The sequence below is a fragment of the Streptomyces sp. NPDC090442 genome, assembly GCF_044769405.1.
In the GTDB taxonomy this organism is placed as follows: domain Bacteria; phylum Actinomycetota; class Actinomycetes; order Streptomycetales; family Streptomycetaceae; genus Streptomyces.
The window spans coordinates 1-23,961 of record NZ_JBIVXW010000101.1 but is presented as its reverse complement, the minus strand read 5'-3'; the positions used below and the strand labels follow the sequence as shown (position 1 = coordinate 23,961).

Here is a 23,961-nt window from a genome sequence, read left to right as displayed (position 1 = left end):
CCCGCTACGACAAGACAGCCGAGTCCTACCAAGCAGCCATCACCCTCGCAGCGCTCCTGATGTGGGCGTGACATTTGAAGACAACTCCTAGGGCCCGTCCGAACCTGATCTGTCGGGCGGGCCCCAGGTGGTGGCCGGCGCGACGAACAGGAGCCGCCCGTGCCCCCGTCGCGTGCCGCGTGCGCCGGTCAGTCCAGGGGCAGTTGGCGGACCGCGGCGGCCAGGGCGGCGCCGACCCGGCGGACGTCCTCGGGGGTGGTGCGCCAGTTGCCGAACGCGGCCCGGAGTGCGGGCAGTCCGGCGTGCACGGTCGGGGTGAGGAAGACCTCGGTGGCCAGCGCGTCGGCGAGGGCGGCGAGGCGCTCGGCGGTGGGGCGGGTGGTGAGGGTGAAGCAGACGACGTTGAGGTGGACGGGGGAGAGCAGCCGCAGTCCGTCGAGGGCGGCGACGGTCGCGCCCAGGGTGCGGGCGCCCTCGACGCAGCGCTCCACGATCTCGCGGTGACCCTCGCGCCCGTAGGCGCGCAGCGTGAACCAGGCCGGTAGGGCGCGCAGTCGACGGGAGTTCTCCGGGGTGAGGTGGACCAGGTCGGGGGTGTCGCCGAGCGGGCCCAGATAGGCGGCGGCGTTCTGGAAGACCCGGGCCTGGAGGTCCGGGCGGCGGGTGAACTGGACCGCGCTGTCGTAGGGGACGTTGAGCCACTTGTGCAGGTCGACGCAGAGCGAGTCGGCCAGGTCCAGGCCGCCGACGAGGTGCGCGTGGCGCGGGGAGAGCGCGGCGAAGGCGCCGAACGCGGCGTCGATGTGCAGCCAGCAGCCGTAGCGGTCGCGGAGTTCGGCGAGGGCGCGGAGGTCGTCGAAGTCGACGGTGTTGACGGTGCCGGCGTTGGCGACGAGGACGCAGGGGCCGTCGGCCTCCTGGAGGGTGCGTTCCAGTGCGGCCGGGTCGACGGCCTCCCGGTCGGGGAGGGTGGCCACGGTGTCCAGCGCGGCGCGGCCGAGGCCGAGCATCGACAGCCCCTTGGCGACGCTGGAGTGCGCGGCGCCGGACAGCACCCGCACCGGCCCGAGGGCGGCCACCCCGTCCTCGGCCGGCGAGACGCCGCGCCGCTCGCCGAGCCACTCCCGGGCGATGGCCAGTCCGACGGTGTTGGACAGGGTGGCGCCGCTGACCAGCGCGCCGTGGTGGGCGTCGGAGAGCCCGAAGAGCGCGCGCAGCCAGCCGACCGTCTCCCGTTCCAGGTGCTGCCCGGTGGCGTCCAGGGACGACATGGAGTTCTGGTCCGCGGCCGCGGTCAGCCAGTCGCCGGCCAGCGCCGCCGGGGTCACCCCGCCGGTGACGAAGCCGAGGTAGCGGGGGCCGGCGCTGGCCGAGAGGCCGGGCTCCCAGCGTGCGGCGAAGTCCCCCAGCGCGTCCCGGAGTCCGGTGGCGTGCTCGGGGAGCGGGGCCGGTTCCGGGGCGGGGCGCGCGGGGACGACGGGGGCCTGGTCGAGGCCGTCGAGGAAGGCCGTGGCGCGCTGCCGGGTGGTCTCCAACAGGTCGGGCAGCGCGGCGAGATCCGCGGCGAGCTGGGGGTGCACGAGGCGCTCCGTTCGTCGAGTGGGCACGACGCTAGCCGGAGCGGGCCGCCGACCGCCTGATCCAATTCCGGGGAAGTGGACTGGAATTGAGGCCGGGCGGACTGGTCCAGTGGGCGGACCTTCCGGGCCAGGCATCAATCACTGGCCCGGACGAAGGGGGCCGGGCGTCGCGCGTCGGCGGTGCGCCGACGCGTGCGCCCGGCGGCCGGACGGGAGTTCAGGCGGTGGCGGGGGTGGCCGGGGCCATGCGGGCGAGGGCGGCGCGCAGCGCGGCGTTGAAGGCGTCGGGGCGCTCCTGGTGCGGCAGGTGCCCGGAGCCGGCGATGACGTCGACCTCGGCGCCGGGCGTGCGGGCGGCGCAGGCGCGGGGCACCTCCAACGGGATCTCGGTGTCCAACTCGCCGTGGATGTAGTGGATCGGCACCCGGAGGCCGGGCAGGACCGGTCGCGGGTCGTAGCCGCGGGCCTCGGCGAAGTGCTGGTCGATGTGGACGCCGGAGTCGAGGATCTGGCGGACCGTCCAGTCGACGAGGGCGGGGGAGGTGCCCGGCGCGTACCACCCCTGCACCCAGCCGGCGACCGTACCGGCCCGGTCGCGGCGCAGATCGCCCGTCAGCTCCGCGATCGGCATCCCCATGGACGGCCAGTACGCCGGCCCGTCCACCGAGACCACCCCGCCGATCAACTCCGGCCGCCGCACCCCCAGTTCGGTGGCGAAGGACCCGCCGATCGACGAGCCGACCGCCACCGGCCGGTCCAGTCGCAGCGCGCCGATCAGCGCCGCCAGGTCGCTGGCCACGCCGGCGGTGGAGTTGCCGCGAACGGGCCGGGCGGAGCGCCCGCAGCCCCGCCAGTCGACGGTGACCACCCGGTGGTCCCGGGCGAACTCGGCCTGCTGCGCGCCCCAGGTGCGGCCGCTGGTGCCCCAGCCGTGCAGGAACAGCAGCGCCGGGCCGGTCCCCTCGTCCTCGTAGTAGTAGGTGGTGTCGTTGACGTCCAGGTGGGGCATGGCGGATTCCTCTGCCTCGTGGGCCCGTTGGGGCCGCGCGGTTCGTGATGCCCTCAGCCAACCGCGCTCGCGCCCGCCGACCAACGAGCGATCCCCGCCTACACTGATCGCGATCGGTGATCAATGCCGATCACGGTGAACGGGGGAACGATGGAGATCCGACAGCTTCGCTACTTCCTGACGGTGGCGGAGGAGCTGCACTTCGGCCGCGCCGCCGAGCGGCTGCACATCGTGCAGTCCGCGGTCAGCCAGCAGCTCCGCCGGCTCGAACGCGAGCTGGGCACCGAGCTGTTCACCCGCTCCACCCGCGTCGTCCGGCTCACCGTGGCCGGCGAGCGGCTGCTGCCCTACGCCCGGGAGATGCTCGCCCTCCAGGCCCGGGCCCGGGAGGCGCTCGACGAACTGCGCGCCGAACAGGCCGCGACGGTGCGGCTCGGCACCAGCTCCGGGCTGGGCGCCTGGCTCGATGCGGTGCTCGCCGCGTTCACCCGGGCCGCCGGCCACGCCCAGCTCGAACTCGTCACCGGCAGCACCGAGGAGCGCCTGGCGTGGGTGCGCACCGGCGAGCTGGACGCCACCCTGCTGCGCGGCGAACGCGCCGAGCCCGGGCTGGAGTTCCTGCCGCTGTGGCAGGACGGGCTGATGGCGGCGCTGCCGGCCCGCCACGAGCTCGCCGCGCGGGACTCCGTCGAGCTGGCCGACCTCGCCGACCTCCCGTTGCGGCTCTCGCCGCGCGCCCGCAACCCCGCCCTGCACGACCTGGTCCTGCGCTCCTGCCGGGCGGCCGGCTACGAGCCCGTCCGGGGGCCGGAGTTCACCAACGCCCAGGACACCCTGGCCGCCGTCGGCTACGGCAGGCCGTCGTGGACGGTCTTCTACGCGGCGCACGCCGAGCAACTCCCGGTGCCCGGCGTGGTGTTCCGCCCGCTGACCGGGCCCGCGCCGGTCATGCGGACCTTTCTCGCGGTGCGCGGCGGCCCGCCCCGCGCCGGGCTGCGCGCCCTGATCGAGGCGTGCTACGCGGCCGTCGAGGGCGCCGACGGCACGGTCACCGGCGCCGGCTAGCTGGCCCGGGCCCAGGCGTACCGGTGTTCCGGGCGTCCGGTGTCGCCGTACTTCAGGGTGAGGTTGATGTGGCCGGTGCGTTCGAGGTGTTTGAGGTAGCGCTGGGCGGTGGAGCGGCTGACGCCGGCGCGCTCGGCGACCTCGTGGGCGGAGAGCGGCAGCCCCGCCTCGTCCAGGGTGCGGCGGATCAGGTCGACGGTCGCGGCCGAGTGCCCCTTGGGGAGTTCGGCGTGCGGGGAGTCCGGGGTGCGCAGCGCGGCGAAGATCCGGTCCACCTGCTCCTGGCCTGCCTCGCCCCGTCCGCCGACGCCCGCCACGGTGCGGCGCAGCGCGGCATAGGCGTCCAACTTGGCCCGCAGCCCGGCGAATCCGAACGGTTTGACCAGGTACTGGAGGGCGCCGTACCGCATCGCCGCCTGCACGGTGGCCACGTCCCGGGCCGCGGTCACCATGATCACGTCGGTGTGGTGGCCGAGTTGGTGCAGCCGTCGCACCAGCGTCAGGCCGGTCTCGTCCGGCAGGTAGTGGTCCAGCAGCACCAGGTCGACGTGGAGGCGCTCCAACGTGGCGAGGGCCTGGGCGGCGGTGTGCGCGCGGCCAACGACCCGGAAGCCCGGCACCTGGGACACATAGGCGGCGTTGATCTCCGCGACGCGGAAGTCGTCGTCCACGACAAGGACATCGATCATGGTGACTCTCCTGTGGCCGTGAGCTGACGCGAGGCTGCGGCGGGTGGCGCCGTGTTCTGGGGGCGGGGGCCGGGAAGCGGGTGCGGGGCGCGCGCCACGGGCGCGGGCGCCAGCGCCTCGGGCAGTACGACGGTGAAGACCGCGCCGCCGCCGGCCCGGGCGGTGACCCGGGCCATCCCGCCGTAGCGCTCGGACAGCCGGCGCACCAGCGCGAGACCGATGCCCCGGCCCCGGGAGGCGACGGTGGCGCTCTTGGTGGACCAGCCCTCGGCGAAGACCTGCTCGCGCCGCTCCGGCGGTACGCCGGGCCCGGTGTCGCTGACCCGGAGGACCGCGGTGGTGCCCTCGGCGCGCAGCTCCACCTCGACGAACGGTTCGGCGCGGTGGCGCTCGGCGGTGGCGTCCAGCGCGTTGTCGATGAGGTTGCCCAGGACGGTGACCAGGTCGCGCGGGTCCACCACGGCGTCCGGCAGCAGCGTGGCCGGCGACACCCGCAGGGCGACCCCGCGCTCGGCGGCGATCGCCGCCTTGCCGACCAACAGCGCGGACAGTAGCGGATCGTGCACCCGCTCGGCGATCTGCTCCGCGGACGCCCGGTGGGCGCTGGCCACCTCGGCGACGAACTCCACCGCCATGTCGTACCGGCCCAGTTCGAGCAGCCCGCGCACCGTGTGCAGTTGGTTGGCGTGCTCGTGGTCCTGGGCGCGCAGCGCGTCCAACAGGCCCTGGGTGCTGTCCAACTCCCGGCCCAGCAGCTCCAGTTCGGTGCGGTCCCGCAGGGTCACCACGGCGCCGCCGTCCCGGGTCGGGACGCGGTTGGCCACCAGCACCCGGCCGCCGCTGACCGCCAACAGGTCGCCGCCGGCCACCCGGCCCGCCAGCACGTCGGTGGTCCGGCCCGGCGGCAGCACCTCGTCCAGGGCGCGCCCCGCGGCGCTCGCGTCCAGTCCGAGCAGCCGCCCCGCCTCGTCGTTGACCAGCCGGATCCGGCCGCGCCGGTCGAAGGCCACCACCCCCTCCCGGATGCCGTGCAGCATCGCCTCCCGCTCGTCCAGCAGCGCCGAGATGTCGGCGGTGGCGACCCCGTGGGTACGGCGGCGCAGGCTCCGGGCGACCACCACGGCGGCCAGCACGCCGGCCGCCAGCGCCGCGCCCGCGTACCGCAACAGCCCCGGGATGGCGCGCAACAGCACGCCGTGCACGCTGTCGTAGGCGATGCCGACCGAGACCGCGCCGACGATCTGCCCGGTGTCGTCGCGCAGCGGCACCTTCGCCCGGGCCGAGCGGCCCAGCGTGCCGGTGTCGATCTGGCGGACCGCCTGGCCGGCCAGGGTCCGGCTGGGGTCGGTGGAGACGTGGTGGCCGATCTCCGCGGTGTTGGTGTGCGACCAGCGGACGCCGCGGGTGTCCATGACGACGATGTAGAGCGCCCCGGTAGCCCGCCGGATCCGCTCCGCGGTGGACTGCACCGGACCGCGCGGTGCCGGCGCGGTGGCCGCCACGTCGCGGGCCAGCTCCGGGTCGGCGGCGGTGGTCTCGGCGATCGCCAGCGCCCGGCGCATCGCCTGGTCGTCCAGGGCGTGCCCGAGCGGGGCCAGGAACAGCCCGGTGGCCAGCACCGTCACGCCGGTGGTGATGGCCAGTTGTGCGGTCAGGACCTGCGCGAAGACGCGACGGGGCCAGTGGATCCGCATGCGGTCCCCCTTGTCTCGGCCGTCCTCCGCGGCGGAGCGGAACGGACACTTCCTTTTGCTGACGCCGGCTGTTGATCTGGTGTCAACGCAACGTAAGCCGCCGGGGCCCGGCTGCCCAGTCCCCGTTGAACTTTTGTTGTTCTAGCGTGAGCAAAATGGGCACAACAGGGTTTGCGCTCAGAAAGACGGCTTGCGCCCACAAGGCTGCCGCGGTGGCCCGGCCCGCTCCTAGCCTCCCGGTCCATGAACAGCCACACGAGCCCCGCCATCGAGCTGCGGGGAGCGAGCAAGACCTTCCGCACTCCCTCCGGCGGTCTGCACACCGCCGTCCGGGACCTGGATCTGACCGTCGGACGCGGCGAGTTCGTCGCCGTGGTGGGGCCCACCGGCTGCGGCAAGTCCACCACCCTGACGCTGGTCAGCGGCCTGACGGAGCCCACCGAGGGCGAGGTGCTGGTCGCCGGTGAGCCGGTCCGCGGCATCGGCGACAAGGTCGGTTTCGTCTTCCAGCAGGACGCCGTCTTCCCCTGGCGCACCGTGCTCTCCAACGTCATGGCCGGCCCCCGCTTCCGCGGCGTCCCCAAGCCCGAGGCCAGGGAGCGCGCCCGCGAATGGCTCGCCCGGGTCGGCCTCGCCGGCTTTGCCGACCGCTATCCGCACCAGCTCTCCGGCGGTCAGCGCAAGCGCGTCGCGCTCGCCGCGACCTTCGTCAACGACCCCGAGATCCTGCTGATGGACGAGCCGTTCTCCGCGCTCGACGTGCAGACCCGGGCGCTGATGTCGGACGAGCTGCTGGACCTGTGGTCCGGCACCGGCTCCTCCGTCGTCTTCGTCACCCACGACCTGGAGGAGTCCATCGCGCTGGCCGACAAGGTCGTGGTGATGACGGCCGGCCCGGCCACCGTCAAGGAGGTCTTCGCCATCGACCTGCCGCGGCCCCGTCGGGTCGAATCGGTGCGGCTGGAGCCGCGGTTCATCGAGATCTACCGGGAGATCTGGTCCTCGCTCGGCGAAGAGGTCCGCATCACCCGCGAGAGGGGTGCCGCCCGTGTCGCCTGAGACCGTCACCGCACCGGCCGCCGCCGAGCACGCCCCCGTGGGGGAGCGCGGCCAGGCCCGCGCCCGGGCCGCCCGCAACCGCAAGCTGGTCGTCCACGGCGCCCGCGCCGTCCTCCTGGTCGGGCTGCTCGCCCTGTGGGAGTGGCTGGCCCGGGCCGCCGTGATCGACCCGTTCAACTTCTCCATGCCGTCGAAGATCTGGAACCAGATCACCCAGTGGGCGCTCAACGGCACCCCGCAGGGCACCCTGTGGGAACAGATCTGGTACACGCTCTACGAGGCGCTGCTCGGCTGGATCATCGGCGTCCTCGGCGGCGTGGTGCTGGGCATCGCGCTCGGCCGGATCCGCTTCCTGGCCGATGTGCTCGGCCCCTACATCAAGGTCCTCAACGCGCTGCCGCGGATCGTGCTCGCCCCCATCTTCCTGATCTGGTTCGGCCTCGGGCCGGCCTCCAAGATCGCCTCCGCCGTCGTCCTGGTCTTCTTCCCGGTGTTCTTCAACGCCTTCCAGGGCGCCCGCGAGGTGGACCGCAACCTGGTGGCCAACTCCCGCATCCTGGGCGCCAGCAACCGCCAGGTCACCCTCCAGGTCGTCATCCCCTCCGCCACCTCCTGGATCTTCACCAGCCTGCACGTCAGCTTCGGCTTCGCCCTGATCGGCGCCATCGTCGGCGAGTACATCGGCGCGACCAAGGGCCTGGGCCTGCTGGTCTCGGCCTCCCAGGGCACCTTCAACGCCGCCGGCGTCTACGCCGCCATGGTGATCCTGGCCGTCGTCGCCCTGCTCGCCGAGGGCCTGTTGGCCTTCCTGGAGAAGCGGCTCTTCCGTTGGAAGCCGGCCGACGCCGGCGACGGCCGCTGACCCAAGCCCGCACCGCCCCACCTCACAAGGACGTGACCATGCGCACCCAGCTCAAGCTCCCGGCCGCGCTCGCCGCCGCCGCGCTCGCCCTCACCGGCCTGACCGCCTGCGGCAGTTCGTCCGCAGGCGGGTCCGCGGACGCCAAGGACGGCAAGCTCAAGATCATGGTGGGCGGCCTGGACAAGGTCATCTACCTCCCGGCCAGACTCACCCAACAGCTCGGCTACTTCAAGGCCGAGGGCCTCGACGTCACCCTGCTCACCGAACCGGCCGGCGTCCAGGCCACCACCTCCCTGCTCTCCGGTGACGTCCAGGGCGTGGTCGGCTTCTACGACCACACCCTCGACCTCCAGGCCAAGGGCAAGCAGGTCGAATCGGTGGTGCAGCTCGCGCAGACGCCCGGCGAGGTCGAGGTGGTCTCCAACAAGGCCGCCGGCGAGCTGACGTCACCCAAGGACTTCAAGGGCAAGAAGCTGGGCGTCACCGGCCTGGGCTCGTCCACCGACTTCCTCACCAAGTACCTCGCGGTCAAGAACGGCGTGCAGACGCAGGAGTTCACCCCGGTCGCGGTCGGCGCCGGCCAGACCTTCCTCTCCGCCCTCCAACAGGGCTCGATCCAGGGCGGCATGACCACCGACCCGACCGTCGCCCAGGTCGTCAACAAGAAGATCGGCAAGGTGCTGCTCGACATGCGCACCCCCGAGGGCTCCAAGCAGGCGCTCGGCGGGCTCTACCCGTCCTCCAGCCTCTACATGAACACCGACTGGGTGAACAGCCACAAGGACACCGTCCAGAAGCTGGCCAACGCCTTCGTCAGGACCCTCACGTGGATGTCCACCCACACCCCCGAGCAGATCGCGGCCAAGATGCCGTCGGACTACGCGCAGGGCGGCAAGGAGCTCTACGCCCAGGCCATCAAGGACACCCTGCCGATGTTCACCAAGGACGGCGTGATGCCGGCCGACGGCCCCGACACCGTCGAACGCGTCCTGAAGGCGTTCAACCCCAACCTGAAGAACGCCTCCATCGACCTGAGGAAGACCTACACCACGGAGTTCGTCAAGAAGTGACGCAACGTCAACAACATTGATGTGAGCCACTGTTGACGCGACACCCACCGGAACCGGAATCAGGCGCGAAAGCCCAGGTGCACATGGTCCCGGTGGGTGTCGTCGGTGAAGAACTGGTCGGCGGCCCCGCCCGACAACCGGATCGGCCCGCCGACGTTGTACGACCCCGCGGCCGCCGCCGCCCGCATGAACGACTCGACCAACCGCCGCGGCGTCGCCGGATCGACCACCGCATGCCCGTCGATCCGCCAGACATCGACCGCCCGCCCGCGCGGATGGTCGCTGGGCCGGTCCGTCCCGAAGACGTTCAACGGATGCCCGGACCGCACCACGCTCACCGCCATCCGGTGCGTGCGCGCCAGCTCCCACAGCGCGTCCAGCACGCTGGTGTGCACCGCACCGCTGCGCACGTCCGCGGCCGCCGCCGGCGGCAGTTCGATCGCCGGCCCCGCCGCCAACACCCGCTTCGCCGCGCCGCCCGGTTCCGCCGCCGGCGCCCCCGGCCGGGCCGGATGCAGGGCCGTCACCGTCCACCGCGGGCTCGCCCGGCGCAGCCGCACGTCCACCGTCGTCCCGCCCGCCACCACCGTGCCGTCGCCCCGTCGCACCCACTGCCGGCACACCACCAGCACGCTCGCCGAATCCGCCAGGATGCCCCCGTACTGCGCGTCCACCACCTCCAACACCGCCTCCGCGCCGCCCGGCCGCAGCGCCCCCGCCTGATCGACCAACGACGGCTCCAGCCCCAACGCCCCCACCCGGGCCATCGCCGCGTCCCGTTCACCGGCCGGCCAGGCACCGATCGCCTCGACCACCGCCACGGCCCGCTCCTTCACCTCCGGCTGCACGTCACCCGGGTTCGGCCGCCACCCGCCGACCTCCGGCAAACGGGACACCGTCCCCGACGCGCTCGGCCGCGTCGACGTGGCCACGCCACCACCCCCACACCCCGCGGCCCCCCACAACACGGCCGGCCCCGCCGCGAGCAGCGTCCGCCGCCGACACCGCACCCCGCCCCGCTCCTGCGCACCCTCCCGTCCGCCCCTCATACGAAGTTGACCTCCGCCCGCACCAGCAGCGGATCCTCCACCAACTGCCACAGCGGCACGGCACAGTTGCCCACCCCGTAGCGGCCGCCGATCTGAAGGCCGAGGACGCGGTGGTCGGTGAGGTCGATGACCGGTGAGCCGCTGTTGCCGCCCAGGGTCGAGCAGTCGTGGCACATCACGTTCCCTTCCGACGCCAACCCGGTGCTCATGCCGGGTTGGAGGCGCTTGACGTTGTAGACGTCCATGAAGATTCGCCGGATGGACTCCGGTTCGCCGCGGCGGCCGTCCCAGGCCGGATAGCCGATGCAGTAGACGGGGTGCCCCGGCAGGTCCGCCGGCGCGTCCGCGGCGATCGCCAGCGGAGCGGGCAGCGCGGGGCCACCGAGGTACGGGGCGATCCGCAACAGGGCCAGATCCACCTCCTCGTGGACCCCCAACACCTCGGTGACCTCGTACGACGGTTCGTCGTCGGCCGGTTCGGCACCGGAGCCGCGGCCCTCGCCCAGCACCAGGGCCGCGCGCAGCCCTGGTTGGAACCCCCAGCCGTCGCCGGCGCAACGGGCGAACTCCGCCGCCACATGACGGTTGGTCATTACCGTCTCGGGTCCGACCAGGAAACCCGCCCCCAGCCAGTCCAGGTCGACGTGCCCGGAGACCGCCACCCGGCCGACCCGGGCCAACGACTCGCGGATCGCCGCCCGTTGGGACTCCAACACCGCCCAGTCACCCTGCTGCGGAGCGAAGTCCTGCCGCTCGACGAGGAGCGCCGGCCGCCCTTCCGACAGGACGACCGCCTCCACCCCGAAGGACTCGTCGTCGCCGATCTCCTCGGCCCGCCCCGCGGCCAGCTTCTCCAACCCGCTGGCGCCGGCCGCCAGCACCCGGGCGCGCTCCTGCCGGGCGCACTGCCCGATCCGGCCGGCCGGCAACTCGTCCGCGGGCAGGCCCGCGAGGGGGTCCGGCTCCTCCCAGGACAGTCGCTCGCGCACCCGCGCGGCCACCGCCCGCAGATCGGAGAAGACCCGCTCGGGCCCGGTCCCCACCGGCGATCGGCTCCCGCCGTCCATGCCACACCTACCGGGCGCTCACTCCGAGGGGTAGATGTCCCCGCTGCGCATGGCGCTCTCCTGTTCGCTCCGGCTCTGCAGCCGGCGGGACTTCTCCTGGAGCCGCTGCCGCTCCTTGGGGTCGCTGGTGTGCTCCGCGGCGTCAGCCAGCTGCCTGGCCTTCTCCCGCATCTGCTGCAGGCGTGCGCGGGTCTCTTCCGAACTCATGACGGCTCCCTCTCCTACCGTGCCGATACCCGGCGTTCCCGAGGGCGCGGCGCGTTCGGTCCGGCCGTCCCGGCCCGCGGGCACCCGCCCCGGAAAGCCGCTGCTACCAGCGAAACAGGGCCCGCCCCCGTCGGCACCTCGAAGCGTCACCGTGCGCGAGGACGCCGGCACCCGGAGCGCCCCGCGGACCCCGGGCGGCCGTCCGCCACAAGCGCATAATGGTGGAGCCAGGTAGGGAACCTCCGGAGGTGGATCCCGTGGCCCCTCTCCTCCTCGTCCTGCTGCTCGTGCTGCTCTTCGTGGGCGCCGGTTTCGTCATGAAAACGATCTGGCTCATCGCCGTCGCCCTGCTCGTCGTCTTCTTCGTCGGCTTCCTGTTCCGTTCGTCGGGCCCGCGGGGCACCCGGGGCCGCCGCCACCACCGGTAGGCGAATGCCATGCCCGCCACCCGAGCCCGCACCACCGGCACCACCACCGCGTCCCTCGGCGGCGCTCCCTGCTGGGTGAGCCTGATGACCCGCGACGTGCAAGCCGCCCAGGACTTCTACGCCAAGGTCCTCGGCTGGACCTTCCGCCCCGGTACCGAAGGGGACGAGTGCGCCATCGCGCTCGCCGAGGGCAGCCCGGTCGCCGGCGTCGGCGCCCTCGGCATCCAGTGGCACGTCCCCGTCGCCTGGACCCCGTACTTCGCCGTGGCCAGCGCCAACGACACCGCCGCCCGGATCCGCGAGCGCGGCGCCACCCTCGCCGTCGGCCCGCTCGTCCTGGGCAAGGGCCGCGCCGCGCTCGCCGCCGACCGGGACGGCGCGGTGTTCGGTCTGTGGGAGGGGCAGACCCTCTCCTGGGCCGTCGGTCAGGGCGGCGCGCCGACGTGCCTGGAACTGCGCACCCGCGACGCCTTCGAAGCGGCCATCTTCTACGGCGAGGTCTTCGGCTGGTCCCCCGACCGCCCCGGCGGCTGCGACATCAGCTACGAGCACGACGAGGTGGTGGTGCGCGACGAGCGCGGGCACACCGTGGCCGCGCTCCGCGGCGGCGCCGTCGAATCCGCCCCGGACCCGCACGTCCGCCCCCGCTGGCACGTCTCCTTCCCGGTGCACGACATCGAGCGGGTCACCGCGGCCGCGGTCGCGGCCGGCGGCTTCGCGCTCCCGGTGACACCGCTGGTGGACGACTCCGGCTGCGAGGCCGTCATCCGCGACCCCCAGGGCGGCCTCTTCACCGTCGCCACCACATCCGGCTGATCCCGCCCGGCCGACACGCCCGGTCGTCGACCGGGCCCGCGGCGTGTCTCCACCGGATGGCCCGCCAGCATTGGCGCCCGCGACCAAGAGGGACGTTGGCTGAACCACAGCAGGCACAACGCCAGATGAGCGCCGGCGCCGCACGGTGTGGACGCTCTCACCTCGTTCAGTGGAGTCCCTACATGTCACCTGAACCAGCTCCTCGTGGGGGCCAAGCCGACCCGTCCCCGACCGAGCACGGCGAACACGTCCCGCCCACCAGCCAAGAGAACGTCTCGTTCCGCACCCTCGTGTGGACGGCGGCCACCACGAGACCGGTGGAAGAGGTCGCCGCCCTCGTGGAACTGCTCAAGCGCAGCGGCGAAGACCCCAACCCGGGCGACGAGGCCCTCCGGGTCGCGGCCATGAGCCGTCCGGTGAGCGAGGTCGGGCCGCTGCTCGCCCTGCTCGGCGAGGCGCCGCACACCGCTGAGGCGAGCTACGAGGCGCTGCGTGCGGCGGCGGTCGGCCGATCCGTCGACGAGGTCGCCCAGCTCATCAAGCTGTTCGACCGGGTCCAGGGAGGCCATGTGCCCGTCGGCGGACCACCGCCCGGCGACGGCGCCTCCGACGCCTTCGCCGACACCATGGGCATGGCCACGACGACCCTGCCCACCGTCAACAACGACCCGTACGTCGATCCGTACGCGGACCCCTACGGCGACCCTTACGGTCCCCTGGGGCACGACTACGGTCGCCCCGGCCAGGGCCCGGCCGACGCCGCCGATCCGTCGATGCGGGAGAACCACCGGGACGCCCCGCCGCGCCCCCAGCGCGCTCCCTGGCCCGCGGCCAACCCGCCGCGGTACCCCGGGGCCGACTGGCAGCCGCCCGGGGCCCCCGCCCAGCCGGGGCAGCAGGTCGGCGGTGTGCTGCGGTCGGTGCTGCGCTGGCCCGCCGCCGCGGCCCTGGTCCTGTGCGGGCTGAGCCACCTGCCGCTGGGCGTCTCCGAGAGCCACGGCGGCGCCTCGGACGCCCTCTCGATGACCATCGCCGTGGTGTACCTGCTGCTCGCGGGCTGCCTGGCGATGCGCGACACGGCCGTCGTCTGGACGGCAAGCGCCGTGGCCGCGGTCACCGTGATCGTCCTGCACGCGCTGTCCCGGGCCGGTGTCCTGGTGCCGCTGCGCAGCAGCCTGGGCGACGCCTCGATGTGGCCGGAGCTGCTGGCGGTCGGACTCGCCATCGTCAGCGCCGGCCTGGCCGGCGCCGCGCTGCTCCTGCGCCCTCGCCGGGTGACGCCCGCGACGGCCGGTGTGTGACCGGCGAACGGGTGCGGCGGCCGTCCTTCGGGGCGGCCGCCGCAGCACGTTGTGGGCCCACTCGTCGCCGGGCCCGCGCTCTCAGGCGACGCTGTCGGCCAGCTCCATGACCCCCTGGGTCCGTGCGCAGTGCGCGCAGCAGAAGAAGCGGCCGCTCGCCTCCAGTCCGTGTCCGAGGATCCGGCACCGGCAGTTCGCGCACGTCGGCGCGAGCGACTGCGCGGCGCACTCCACGCAGTCGAAGACATGCACCTCGTCGTCGATGCGCACCTCGAAACCCCGGGCGTAGTCGTTCCCGCAGACCTCGCAGACCGTCATGGTGATTCCTCCATCCCGCGGATCCGTCGAAGGCGCCGGCCCCGTCCTGTCACCCCCACCGGCCCGCCGGCGCGCCCCCAAGCCCGTTCCCATCGTCGCACCGCCCCCGCCGGCCCGCAGGGCGCTCAGTCCCGCGTCGTATAGCGGTGCAGCACCCACGCCGGCAGCGCGAACCAACACACCACGAACCACGTCACCAGGCCCGCCACCACCCACGGCGCGGCGCCGGTGCCCAGCGCCAGCCGGAGGATGAGCAGCAGCGCCGACGCCACCGTGGCCAGCAGCAACACCACCCCGACCAGCGCCAGCCGCGAGGCCCACAGCACGGTCTGCGGTTTGAGCCGGTGCCCGGACACCAGCCGGTGGAAGGTCACCGTGCCCACCAGCGCCCCGGTGGCGGCCGCGCCCAGCAGCACGGTGATGACGTAGACGGTCCGGTCCGTGGTGTCGAGCGAGGCGAAGCGCGGGGTGAAGGCCACGGTGAGCAGGAAGCCGAAGAGGATCTGCACGCCGGTCTGAATGACCCGGACCTCCTGGAGCAGCTCGCTCCACCGGCGGTCGGCGCGCTGTTCCGGGGTCTCCCGGCGGCCGTGCGACCAGGCCGGCTTCGACGTGCCGCCGTCGTCCCGCTGACCGTTCAGGGCAACTCCTCGCTACCGCGCCCGCTCCGGTGCGCTGGCCTGGAACGCGAGCGCGTCGTCCGTGACGTCCACCCGCACCCGGTCGCCCCTCGACAGCGCCCCGTCGAGGAGCATTCGGGACAGCGGGTTGTCGACCTCGCGCTGGATGGTCCGGCGCAGCGGCCGGGCGCCGTACTCCGGCTGGTGGCCGCGGCGGGTGAGCCAGTCCACGGCCGTGGGGGAGAACTCCACGACGATGTCCTGGGCGTGCAGCCGGCGGCGGGTGCCCTCCAGCAGCAGTCCGGTGATCTGGTGGAGCTGTTCGTCGGTGAGTTGGCGGAAGATGATGATCTCGTCGAGCCGGTTGAGGAATTCGGGCCGGAAGTGTCCGCGCAGGGCGCCGAGCGCCCGGTCCCGCGCGCCGTCGTCCGCGCCCGCCTCCGCCGACCCGAAGCCGAGCACCCCGCGCCCGCCGCTGAGCGCATCCGAGCCGAGGTTGCTGGTCATCACGATCACGGTGTTCTTGAAGTCCACCGTGCGTCCCTGAGAGTCCGTCAGATGTCCGTCGTCGAGGACCTGGAGCAGCATGTTGAAGACGTCCGGGTGCGCCTTCTCCACCTCGTCCAACAACAGCAGGGAATACGGGTGGTGGCGGACCGCCTCGGTCAACTGGCCCGCGTCGTCATGGCCGATGTATCCGGGCGGGGCGCCGATCAGCCGGCTGACGGTGTGCCGCTCCTGGTACTCGCTCATGTCCAGGCGCACCATCCGGTCCTCGCTGCCGAACAGCGACTCGGCCAACGCCCGCGCCAGTTCGGTCTTGCCCACCCCCGTCGGGCCGAGGAAGAGGAAGCTGCCGATCGGCCGGTTCGGGTCGGCGAGCCCGGCCCGGGAGCGCAGCACCGCCTCCGCGACCGCGGCCACCGCGTCCTCCTGGCCGATCACCCGGTCCTTCAGCCGCCCCTCCAGTCCCAGCAGCCGGTCCTTCTCCTCCTCCGTCAGGCTGCTCACCGGCACTCCGGTCTGCCGTGACACGATCTCCGCGACGTCCTCGGCGGTGACCTCCACGATCCGTCCGTCGCCGCCCATCGGCCGGTCGCCCGGCGCCTCTTGGACGGTCCGGATCTGCTCGGTGAGCGCGGCGATCCGGTCCCGCAGATCGGTGGCCCGCTCGTACTGCTCCGCGGCGACCGCCTGGTCCTTGTCCCGCACCAGCTGCTCCGCCTCGCGCTCCAGGTCGCGCACGCTGGTCGTCTTGGTGGCCGACCGCAGCCGGACCCGGGCGCCCGCCTGGTCGATCAGGTCGATCGCCTTGTCCGGCAGGAACCGGTCGGTGATGTACCGGTCCGACAGCTCCACCGCCGCCAGCACCGCCTCTTTGGTATATCGAACCTGGTGATGGGCCTCGTAACGGTCCTGAAGACCGCGCAGGATCTGCACCGTGTCGGGCACGCTCGGCTCCGGCACCAGGATCGGCTGGAAGCGCCGGGCCAGCGCCGCGTCCTTCTCGATGTACCGCCGGTACTCCTCCAGCGTGCTGGCCCCGATCACATGCAACTCCCCGCGCGCCAGCGCCGGTTTGAGCATGTTGCTGGCCTCCAGCGCACCGCCCTCCCCGGTGCCGCCGCCCGCCCCGACCACGGTGTGCAACTCGTCGATGAAGACGATCAACGACTCGGAGTGCGCCCGAACCTCCTCGATGATGTTGTTCATCCGCTCCTCGAAGTCGCCGCGGTAGCGGGTACCGGCCACCACCGCGGTCAGGTCCAGCGCCACGATCCGCCGCCCGGCCAGCGTCTCCGGCACCTCACCGTCCGCCAGCCGCTGCGCCAGCCCCTCCACGATCGCGGTCTTCCCCACGCCCGCGTCACCGACCAGCACCGGATTGTTCTTCCCGCGCCGCGAGAGCACCTCGATGGTCTGCTCGATCTGCTCCTCCCGCCCGATCACCGGGTCGATCCGGCCGGCCCGGGCGAGGTCCGTCAGGTCCCGGCTGTACTTGTCCAGCGTCGGCGTCTCGTGATGCGGCGCCGGGCCGTGCTCGGCACTGGACCCCGACGGCGGGTGCGCCCCGACCCCGCCGTGCCCACCCGAGCCCGCCTGCGGGTCGAAGTGCGCCAGGTGCAGGATGCGCCCCGCCGCCGAATCCGGGTTCGCGGCCAGCGCCTCCAGCACGTGCTCCGGCCCGATGTACGACGCCCCCGTGCCGCGCGCCAGCTCGTGCGCACCCAGGAGCGCCCGCTTGACCGCCGGGGTCACCGCGACGCTCTTGCGCAGCGGCCCGGTCCCGGCGTTGCGGTCGATCTCGGCCGCCAGCGCGTCCGGATCGGCCCCGGACTGCCGCATCAGCGTCCGGGTCGGCTCCGAGCTGAGCGCCGCCCGCAACAGGTGCTCGGTGCCCAGCTCGGGGCTGCCGTGCTCGGCGGCGTACGCGGCGGCGGAGGTCACCAGATCGCGGGCCGGCCCGCTCATCAGCCGGGCGATGTCCGCCTGCCGCGGCATCGCGGTGCCCCCCTCCTCCCCGGCCGACTCCGCGTTACGCCCGAAGAACCGCGCGAGAAAGTCACCGAACGAGTCCGGGCCATAACCCTCCGGACCCATGAATCCGTTGCTCATGTGCGTCCGTTCCGCTGTCACGACGGGGCCGCGACACGCTGCCTAGTCAGGTACCTAGTGCTCATTCCCTGTGCAGTCGCCCGGTGCGTCGTCGCCGCGACGTGCGACTCCTCTGCTTCAGGATCAACGCCCGACGGACCGTTCGCACCCGGGAGCCGGGCGGCCAACGGGGCACCGCGCACATACCGGGGCCCCGGCCGCGGACCGCAGGCCCCTCCCCCCCCAACGGCAGCTCGGTACACCCGGACGCCGAAAACGGCGACACCAAGCCCCAACGCCAGAGAGAAGCCCCCTACGGCAAGCACCATGCGGAGAGCCTGGCGGCGCGGTGCCTCGGCCCGCGACCATCTTCACACGCCCCTCGGCGCTCCTCTGTCGACCACGACGCTGCCGGGCTCGTCCGCGCCGGAGCGGACGAGCCCGTACCGCGGCAACGCCGCACACCTCACGTCGTTGGCGCCCCGTGGCGCGGTTCACCACAGATGGAAGGCGGAGCCGAACCCGAAGGCGGCGATGGCGAGGCCGACGAGGGTGATTACGGGCCCGATCAGGTAGTTGCCCCAGGTCTTCCTGCCGTTGACGCGCAGGAGCGCGACGGTCACCGCGAGGCCGGCGCAGAGGACCATGCCCCCGGCGAGCCCGACGAGTGCCAGGAGCAAGGGGGGCCAACCGGGGGCGGGGTGGTTCGGGTCGATGTGCACCACCGCCGCCAGGTGCACGTCGGCGGGACTGACGGACACGGGTTACTCGTCCCCCTCTTCGGCCTTCTTGGCCAGGTCCTGCAGATCGGATTCGATGCCGGCGCCCGCCGCGTAGACGGAGGCGTTGATGCCGGTGCCCACGGAGTTCTTGTAGACCGCGTCGGCCAACTTGCCCTGTTCGCTGAGGTGTTCGCCGCCGAGACTGCCTATTCCTCCTGGTGTCGGAAGTGCCTGCCGCCCGCGGCGTTGCCATCAGCGCCGGTGGCCGCGTTGGTCGCCGCGTCCCACGCCATGGTCTCGCCGCTCTTACCGTCCCACACGTCCGCGGTGGCCTCGCCGGCGATGTCGCCGAGCGCACCGTTGACGGCGTTGCCGCCCCTGCCTTCTCCACTGAGCACTCTGCCGACGGCGCCGGTGAGGTACGCGTCGTCGGCCAGCGAGGCGTCGCCGGCCGTGAACAGGGCCGTGCCCGCGGCCTGTTTGCCGGCGGTGGCGAGGTCCTGTTGCACGTCTATCGGCTGGCCGGTGAGGGCCTGGTTGATCATCTGGCTGCCGGAGTCGGCAACGAAGTTGGTGGCGAAGCTCTCCGCCCCCTTCTTGAGGAACTGCCCGCTGATCCGGGCGATCGAGGTGAGCACCTTCTCCAGTGCCGCCGCGCTCTCCTCGCTCAGTCCGCTGAAGCGCTCCAGGAGGGCGGCCGCTTTCTCCGCTGCCGTGGTGAACAGCTTGACCAGGTCCACGACTTTGGCGACCTTGGCGGCTACGGCTGTGTTGACGACGGGGTCGGAGAGGAACCCGGTGAAGGCGGACAGCGCGAGCCCGAGCACCTCTATCTCGGCGATCTGGACGCAGATGTCGATGATCTCTTCGTTGATCTTGTCGATCTCGTTGGCGTAGGACCGCAGGCCGTCCGCGACGTGGTGGAAGTTGTTCGCGATGTCGGTGAGTGTCTTCCGCTGGTCGTGCCAGTGCTTCTCGAACGCGTCGCGGGCCGCGCCGTGCCAGCCCTGTTTGTCAAGGCTGTCGATCGCGGTGTCCAGGGCGCGGACGACGCGTTCTTGTAGGCGGAGGCGTTCGTCCGCAGTCGATCAGCGTCGCTGCCAAGTACCTCGGGAAGATAGCTCAGCGCCTTGTTCGTGTTGTTCAGCAGCTTCAGATACTCCTGCTTTCCCCTGCTCACTTGCCTTGCAAGGTTCCAGCAGTACGGCGTGCAGTGGCCGTGGGCCAAGGGTCTCAACGCGTTCCCGATGCCGGCTTGGTCGCTGCTTTACCTCCATGAGGCACGAGACCAGAACCCGCAACGTTCCCTGTTCCTCGCTGAGTTCACGACTGCTCGTGTGCTGGGGGAGCGAGCCCCATCTGGTCCTGCGTCCGACTGCGCATCGCGCAGCGGAGAGCCCTTCGTATGAGGAGCGCTCGCAAGGCAAGAAGGCCCGGCTCCCTCGCGTCTTGGTCGCGGGGGAGCCGGGCCAGCGGTGGGTACCCACCCGGGCGGGCGTCACCTGGAGCTGACGGGGCATCGTGTCACGGAATGCGTGGGCGGACCTGATCCTGTGTCCGTCGACGACCTCAGTCGGTGCTGCGAAAGTGCCTGTGACCCACGGCTGAACAGAGACCAGGCACTCGACATTGCCTACTCGGCAGCGGACCTGTGGGGGAGGGGGAGCTGACGGAGTGCGGTCGGGGCGAGCGGCGAGTCACGCAGTAGCGGCAACTACCGCAGACACGCCATCGCACCCGCTCTGTACGCGCTCACGGTCAGTAGCCCCAGCCCGTAGCACTGGCGCAGGGGTGGGGACTTGGATCAGCAGTCACCCCTGGCCGGAGGTGACACTCAGGCACCTGCGGTGCATTGGCGCACGTCCCGTCCCAGCCATGCCGCCAGCCGCCCGTATGCGTCCGCCCCCTCGGGGGCGGGTCGTACCGGTGCGAAGGGTGAGGGGGCGCCTCGCCGCTCCGGCGGCAACGTCTCTCGGGCGAAGGTGAGTGAGAAGTCGGCTACTTCGGGGGCGAGTTCCGGGGAAGCGCCCAGTGCCTCGCGTAGGTCCCACGTGTGTGCAGCGAGTTCCATGATGATCGCGCCCAGTGCGGCACGCATGGGCATCTTTGCGAAGCCGAGGTCCACCACCTGGTCGAGGGCTCCGTCGGTCAGCACCCGGGAAGCCGCGACCAGCCGATCCGCGGCCGCGGTGTATGCGGCCGTCCAGTCGTCACCCGGGACTTCCTTGATGTCCCCCGGCTCGTCCGCGATCGTGCCGCCTTCGGCGATGTACGCGTAGGCGAGCGTGTTGCTCAGTACATGTCCTGCGAGCGCGCGGACGTCGAATTCCGGGCAGGGTGTGGCGTCGTTGAGCCGCCTCGGCTCGGCGGCTGCGACCAGTGCGGCGAACTGGCCGGCCGCGCGCTCCAGCAGCGGGCGGGGGTCGAAGGTGGTGTCCATCAGGGCTGGCTCCCATCCATACAGAGGCAAAAGTCACGTGGTACAGACACGCGATGTGGTTCGGGCGGCAGCATCGCAACATAACTTGACACCTGCCGTCAGGTTTTACTGCGGATTCTCGGCAGGGCAGTCTGGGCTGGTGACGTCTGACCGACTGCTCTCGGTCCTGCTCCTGCTCCAGACCCGCGGTCGAGTTCCCGTCAGCGAACTCGCCGACCGCCTGGAGGTCTCGGTTCGCACCATCTACCGCGACATCGACGCGCTGGCCACGACTGGTGTTCCGGCCTACGCCGAGCGCGGCCGCCGCGGCGGCATAGCCATGCTTCCTGGATTCCGTACGGATGTCACCGGCCTGACCGAGGACGAATCGCGGGCGTCGTTCGTCCTGGCCGCACAGGCTGCCCATGCCGCGCTGGGCCTGGACGGCGCTCTGAGCACCGCGCTGCGCAAGGTGATGGCCGCACTCTCGCCGCCACATCGCCCGGCTGCCGAGCTGACCAGCCTCCGCATCTTCGTCGACCCCAAGCGCTGGATGAGCGGCCAGCAGTCTTCCGCTGAACCGGACCTGGGCGTGCTGACGGACGCGGTCTTCGGCGACCGGCGGCTTCGGCTGCGCTACCGCCACAGCGGCCAGGAGCAGCCGCGCACGTACACCGTCGATCCGTATGGGCTCGTGGCCAAGCCTGGAACGCGGTACTTGGTCGCCGACTATCGGGGCCGTGGCCGCCTCTTCCGCTCGGGTCGGATCATCTCCGCCGGGCCGATCGACGCGCCGGTGCAACGTCGCCCTGGGGTCGAACCGGCTGACGTCCGGGAGGCACTGCGCCGGGAGGTGGAAGCGCTGCGGGCGCCCGCGGTGCTGGTCACGGCGCGGGTTCGGCGGTCTCGGCTGGACTCGTTCGTCCGCGTCCAAGGCGCGTATCTGACGGCACCGCCGGACGAGTCCCATGGGGCGTGGGTGGATGTGGAGCTGGGCGACCCGGAGCTGGGCGCCGTTCGTCAGCTCCTCGCCTTCGGCACGGATGTCGAGGTTCTCTTCCTGTCCGATGCCCGCGCGGTGCTTGCCGTACCGCCGCCGAAGTGGCCTCGAGCTAAGCATGGGAGAGTTGGCTTGGTGCGGACGAGGTCGGTTTCGGGGGAAAGCCCGAGCTGGCCGGCGGCTGCCGTGCGGGCGACGAGGGTGATTGAGCGGGTGACCCGGCAGTGGCCGTGGTCGATGCGCCGGTGGCACAGCTGGCAGGCGGCGGGCAGGTTCTCGACTCCCGGGTAATTCCGTTTAACGGGCGTCGCGTTCCAGGGCGGGCGGTTGTTCTGCGGCTTCAGTTCGAGAGCCCTTCTTCAGGGGGTTGGGGTGGTGGCCTGCGTCGTTGCGGAGCGTCGCGCAGGGAATGCACGATTCACGCGGCGGGCGGAGGTGGTCGAGAGTGCTTGGCGGCGGTCCCGGGGAGGCTTCCGTGCGGCTGGTGCTGGTGCTGGCGCAGGGGGTGTCCCCGCTGCGTCCCGAAGACGCGGTATTCGAGGGGATGTTGGAGGGGTGGACGCGTCAACAGCGCGGTGGGCGGCGTCTGCAGCCGAAGACGATCGGTGACCGGCTCAGGGCGGTGGAGCGGTTTTCGGAGTTCACGAACGCCTACCCGCGGCAGTGGGCAGCGTCAGATCTCGACGACCGGATGACGCACCTCATCGGTGTCGTACGACGGGCGGAGTCGACGATCCGCAGCTACAGGGGGCGATCCGGCTGTTCTGCGACTACGTGACCTCGCCGCACTACCAGTGGCCCGCCGAGTGCGAAGAGCGCTTGGGAACACACCCGGTTCAGATGTGCCACGAGTGGAACACCGTGGCACATCTGGTGGAGCGCGAAGGCCGGCCGGGACGTCGGCCGATGACACGTGCCGAGTTGCAGACGTTCTTCGACTACGCCGACGACCAAGTCGAGCGGGCGGTGCGGCTGGGCCGGAAGGGCGCGTTGGCAGCGTACCGAGACGCGACGATCTTCAAGGTCATGTACGGATGGCGCAGCCGGTGCACGGAGACGCCGCGCCTGGACACGGTCGACTTCCACCGCAACGTAACAGCACGGGAGTTGGAGAAGTTCGGATGCCGGCACGTGCGGTACGGGAAGGGCACGAAGGGATCGCCGTGGTGGCCGGCGCACGACCCTGTCGGTGATGCCTTGGGCCGCGATAGCGGGTGGCGAGGACCTTCCAGCCCTTCAGGCGCGATATGGCCCGTTCTACCGCGGCACGGATCTTGCCGAGAGACCGATTGAAGGTCTTGTTTCCCTGGGCTCACACCTCCCAGTATCCAGATGCCCCACCCACAGGGGGAACTTCGGGGGACAACTGCAGGTACGACTTCGGAGGCGATCGCTCATGACAGAGGATCCGGAACTGCGCCTGAATCGCCGTGAGCTCGCTCGGATGTTCAATGAGGTGCCGGAGCTCTATGACCGGGTCCGGTCGGGGTACCCCGACGAGCTGTTCGCGGACCTTGTCACCGATACCGGCATGGACGAACGGTCGTCGGTGTTGGAGGTGGGCTGCGGTACCGGGCAGGCAACGCGCTCGCTGGCAGCGTTCGGATGCTCGGTGACCGCCGTCGAGTCAGGCAGGGAGATGGCCGCACTCGCGCGCGAACGGCTCGCCGGTTTCCGCAACGTCGAAGTCGAGACGTCGACCTTCGAGGAATGGGACGACGGCGGCAGACGCTTCGACGTCCTGGTGGCTGCGAATTCGTGGCAATGGGTCGACCCGTCGGTCGGCTGGCAGCGAGCGCACGACGTGCTCCGTCCCGGAGGGTGGATGGCGCTGCTCGGCAACGTCCCTGTCCGCCGGCAGGGAGAGTCGGAGGTATATGCCGAGACTGCCGATCTCTACGAGCGTTTCTGCCCCGGGAACCCTGGTTGGGGTCATCGGCCGCTTGAGGACGATGTGCGCAGCACCAACGAGGGTTGGGGACTCGTCGACAGTCCCGGCGACCTCTTCGGCCCGGCGATCGTGCGCTGGTACCCGGCCGTTCAGTGGTTCAACGGGGACGGCTTCGCCGACTTCCTCCGCTCGACATCGCCGTACCGCAAGCTGGACCGTGACGTACGAGAGCCGCTGCTCGATGCCATCGCCGAGCGCATCCGCACACGGATGGGCGACCACGTAGCACGCCGCTATCTGAGCGAACTCCGTGTCGGACGGCGCGCTGGGTGAGAAGCGGGCAGCGAATGTCGTCCAGTTCGAGCGGCAGTTCTCGATCTCTGCGTCGTGGAATGTTCGTGAGTCGCGACAGCTGCGGGGTCTTCTCCGGGCGGATTCAGTTGGTGTGAGTCTGCTGTGGGTTGGTGTCTGTATCGGTGTCGGGGTGGGCCGCGGCGGCC

Annotated in this window: 24 protein-coding genes and 2 pseudogenes; 11 read left to right on the top strand and 15 right to left on the bottom strand. The window is 71.9% G+C overall.

From position 1 onward, the window contains the following. Positions 1-188: 188 nt before the first annotated feature. Positions 189-1,580 carry a pyridoxal phosphate-dependent decarboxylase family protein gene (locus ACIQU6_RS40680; RefSeq protein ID WP_403487046.1) on the bottom strand — a complete coding sequence of 464 codons (1,392 nt, stop codon included), beginning with the start codon at positions 1,578-1,580 and terminating at the stop codon, positions 189-191. A gap of 217 nt (positions 1,581-1,797) precedes the next feature. After that, complete coding sequence (locus ACIQU6_RS40675) at positions 1,798-2,589, bottom strand: alpha/beta fold hydrolase (protein ID WP_403487044.1); 792 nt, start codon at positions 2,587-2,589, stop codon at positions 1,798-1,800. Positions 2,590-2,739: 150 nt separating this feature from the next. Between ACIQU6_RS40675 and ACIQU6_RS40670 the strand changes: the two genes are divergently transcribed. Next, complete coding sequence (locus ACIQU6_RS40670) at positions 2,740-3,654, top strand: LysR substrate-binding domain-containing protein (RefSeq protein ID WP_403487042.1); 915 nt, start codon at positions 2,740-2,742, stop codon at positions 3,652-3,654. Here the strand turns inward: ACIQU6_RS40670 and ACIQU6_RS40665 are convergent. Together ACIQU6_RS40665 and ACIQU6_RS40660 are read right to left on the bottom strand one after the other, a co-directional pair. Beyond that, positions 3,651-4,343, bottom strand: a complete 693-nt coding sequence (locus ACIQU6_RS40665) for a response regulator (protein ID WP_403487040.1) — start codon at positions 4,341-4,343, stop codon at positions 3,651-3,653. The genes ACIQU6_RS40670 and ACIQU6_RS40665 overlap by 4 nt on opposite strands. Continuing rightward, the gene (locus ACIQU6_RS40660; protein ID WP_403487038.1) at positions 4,340-6,037 is read right to left on the bottom strand and encodes an ATP-binding protein; all 1,698 of its coding nucleotides are present in this window, start codon (positions 6,035-6,037) and stop codon (positions 4,340-4,342) included. Before ACIQU6_RS40660 ends, ACIQU6_RS40665 begins: the two co-directional genes overlap by 4 nt. A gap of 243 nt (positions 6,038-6,280) precedes the next feature. Between ACIQU6_RS40660 and ACIQU6_RS40655 the strand changes: the two genes are divergently transcribed. The 3 genes from ACIQU6_RS40655 to ACIQU6_RS40645 are packed head-to-tail and all read left to right on the top strand — an operon-like array spanning position 6,281 to position 9,028. Further along, positions 6,281-7,096 (top strand): ABC transporter ATP-binding protein, encoded by an 816-nt coding sequence (locus tag ACIQU6_RS40655; RefSeq protein ID WP_403487036.1) that lies wholly within the window; start codon positions 6,281-6,283, stop codon positions 7,094-7,096. Continuing rightward, positions 7,086-7,958: an ABC transporter permease gene (locus tag ACIQU6_RS40650; protein WP_403487034.1), complete on the top strand. Its 873-nt coding sequence runs from the start codon at positions 7,086-7,088 to the stop codon at positions 7,956-7,958. Before ACIQU6_RS40655 ends, ACIQU6_RS40650 begins: the two co-directional genes overlap by 11 nt. A 38-nt stretch (positions 7,959-7,996) precedes the next feature. Further along, positions 7,997-9,028 (top strand): ABC transporter substrate-binding protein, encoded by a 1,032-nt coding sequence (locus tag ACIQU6_RS40645; protein WP_403487032.1) that lies wholly within the window; start codon positions 7,997-7,999, stop codon positions 9,026-9,028. Between the two features lie 59 nt (positions 9,029-9,087). Here ACIQU6_RS40645 and ACIQU6_RS40640 read toward each other — a convergent pair whose 3' ends face one another. The 3 genes from ACIQU6_RS40640 to ACIQU6_RS40630 form a co-directional block, all read right to left on the bottom strand. Continuing rightward, positions 9,088-9,876 (bottom strand): hypothetical protein, encoded by a 789-nt coding sequence (locus tag ACIQU6_RS40640; RefSeq protein ID WP_403487030.1) that lies wholly within the window; start codon positions 9,874-9,876, stop codon positions 9,088-9,090. A gap of 197 nt (positions 9,877-10,073) precedes the next feature. Beyond that, positions 10,074-11,144 carry a trypsin-like serine peptidase gene (locus tag ACIQU6_RS40635; protein WP_403487028.1) on the bottom strand — a complete coding sequence of 357 codons (1,071 nt, stop codon included), beginning with the start codon at positions 11,142-11,144 and terminating at the stop codon, positions 10,074-10,076. Positions 11,145-11,162: 18 nt separating this feature from the next. Then, positions 11,163-11,351 carry a DUF6381 family protein gene (locus tag ACIQU6_RS40630; RefSeq protein ID WP_376562152.1) on the bottom strand — a complete coding sequence of 63 codons (189 nt, stop codon included), beginning with the start codon at positions 11,349-11,351 and terminating at the stop codon, positions 11,163-11,165. Positions 11,352-11,608: 257 nt separating this feature from the next. Here ACIQU6_RS40630 and ACIQU6_RS40625 point away from each other — a divergent pair, with 257 nt between their 5' ends. The 3 genes from ACIQU6_RS40625 to ACIQU6_RS40615 all read left to right on the top strand — a co-directional run bounded on the left by ACIQU6_RS40625 (position 11,609) and on the right by ACIQU6_RS40615 (position 13,896). Beyond that, the gene (locus ACIQU6_RS40625; protein ID WP_403487026.1) at positions 11,609-11,779 is read left to right on the top strand and encodes a hydrophobic protein; all 171 of its coding nucleotides are present in this window, start codon (positions 11,609-11,611) and stop codon (positions 11,777-11,779) included. 9 nt (positions 11,780-11,788) lie between these two features. Next, a complete protein-coding gene (locus ACIQU6_RS40620) occupies positions 11,789-12,595 on the top strand; it encodes a VOC family protein (RefSeq protein ID WP_403487024.1) in 807 nt (268 codons plus the stop codon). Between the two features lie 182 nt (positions 12,596-12,777). After that, on the top strand, positions 12,778-13,896 hold the full coding sequence (locus ACIQU6_RS40615; RefSeq protein WP_403487022.1) for a DUF3824 domain-containing protein: 1,119 nt from the start codon (positions 12,778-12,780) through the stop codon (positions 13,894-13,896). Positions 13,897-13,977: 81 nt separating this feature from the next. Here ACIQU6_RS40615 and ACIQU6_RS40610 read toward each other — a convergent pair whose 3' ends face one another. From ACIQU6_RS40610 to ACIQU6_RS40580, 7 genes and pseudogenes are all read right to left on the bottom strand, one after another. Next, positions 13,978-14,214: a hypothetical protein gene (locus tag ACIQU6_RS40610; protein WP_274917636.1), complete on the bottom strand. Its 237-nt coding sequence runs from the start codon at positions 14,212-14,214 to the stop codon at positions 13,978-13,980. Between the two features lie 125 nt (positions 14,215-14,339). Beyond that, positions 14,340-14,855, bottom strand: a complete 516-nt coding sequence (locus ACIQU6_RS40605; RefSeq protein ID WP_403487048.1) for a DUF6328 family protein — start codon at positions 14,853-14,855, stop codon at positions 14,340-14,342. Between the two features lie 12 nt (positions 14,856-14,867). Then, on the bottom strand, positions 14,868-17,450 hold the full coding sequence (locus tag ACIQU6_RS40600; protein WP_403487019.1) for an ATP-dependent Clp protease ATP-binding subunit: 2,583 nt from the start codon (positions 17,448-17,450) through the stop codon (positions 14,868-14,870). Positions 17,451-17,923: 473 nt separating this feature from the next. Next, on the bottom strand, positions 17,924-18,190 hold the full coding sequence (locus ACIQU6_RS40595; protein WP_403487018.1) for a hypothetical protein: 267 nt from the start codon (positions 18,188-18,190) through the stop codon (positions 17,924-17,926). 3 nt (positions 18,191-18,193) lie between these two features. Next, positions 18,194-18,319, bottom strand: coding sequence for a hypothetical protein (locus tag ACIQU6_RS40590; protein WP_403487016.1), 126 nt, complete (start codon positions 18,317-18,319; stop codon positions 18,194-18,196). Positions 18,320-18,357: 38 nt separating this feature from the next. Beyond that, entirely contained in the window at positions 18,358-18,978 is a 621-nt protein-coding gene (locus ACIQU6_RS40585; protein WP_403487014.1) for a hypothetical protein, read from the bottom strand. Positions 18,979-19,095: 117 nt separating this feature from the next. Continuing rightward, a pseudogene (locus ACIQU6_RS40580) lies at positions 19,096-19,179 on the bottom strand (hypothetical protein); the annotation flags it as partial. Positions 19,180-19,623: 444 nt separating this feature from the next. Here ACIQU6_RS40580 and ACIQU6_RS40575 point away from each other — a divergent pair. Continuing rightward, positions 19,624-19,821: pseudogene (locus ACIQU6_RS40575) on the top strand (3-deoxy-7-phosphoheptulonate synthase); the annotation flags it as partial. Between the two features lie 164 nt (positions 19,822-19,985). Here the strand turns inward: ACIQU6_RS40575 and ACIQU6_RS40570 are convergent. Then, positions 19,986-20,591, bottom strand: coding sequence for a TIGR03086 family metal-binding protein (locus ACIQU6_RS40570; protein ID WP_403487012.1), 606 nt, complete (start codon positions 20,589-20,591; stop codon positions 19,986-19,988). 139 nt (positions 20,592-20,730) lie between these two features. Between ACIQU6_RS40570 and ACIQU6_RS40565 the strand changes: the two genes are divergently transcribed. The 3 genes from ACIQU6_RS40565 (at position 20,731) to ACIQU6_RS40555 (ending at position 23,794) form a co-directional block, all read left to right on the top strand. Continuing rightward, positions 20,731-21,861 (top strand): helix-turn-helix transcriptional regulator, encoded by a 1,131-nt coding sequence (locus ACIQU6_RS40565; protein WP_403487010.1) that lies wholly within the window; start codon positions 20,731-20,733, stop codon positions 21,859-21,861. A 184-nt stretch (positions 21,862-22,045) separates the two neighbouring features. After that, a complete protein-coding gene (locus ACIQU6_RS40560; RefSeq protein WP_403487008.1) occupies positions 22,046-22,348 on the top strand; it encodes a hypothetical protein in 303 nt (100 codons plus the stop codon). Between the two features lie 618 nt (positions 22,349-22,966). After that, on the top strand, positions 22,967-23,794 hold the full coding sequence (locus tag ACIQU6_RS40555; protein WP_403487006.1) for a class I SAM-dependent methyltransferase: 828 nt from the start codon (positions 22,967-22,969) through the stop codon (positions 23,792-23,794). Positions 23,795-23,961: the final 167 nt, after the last annotated feature.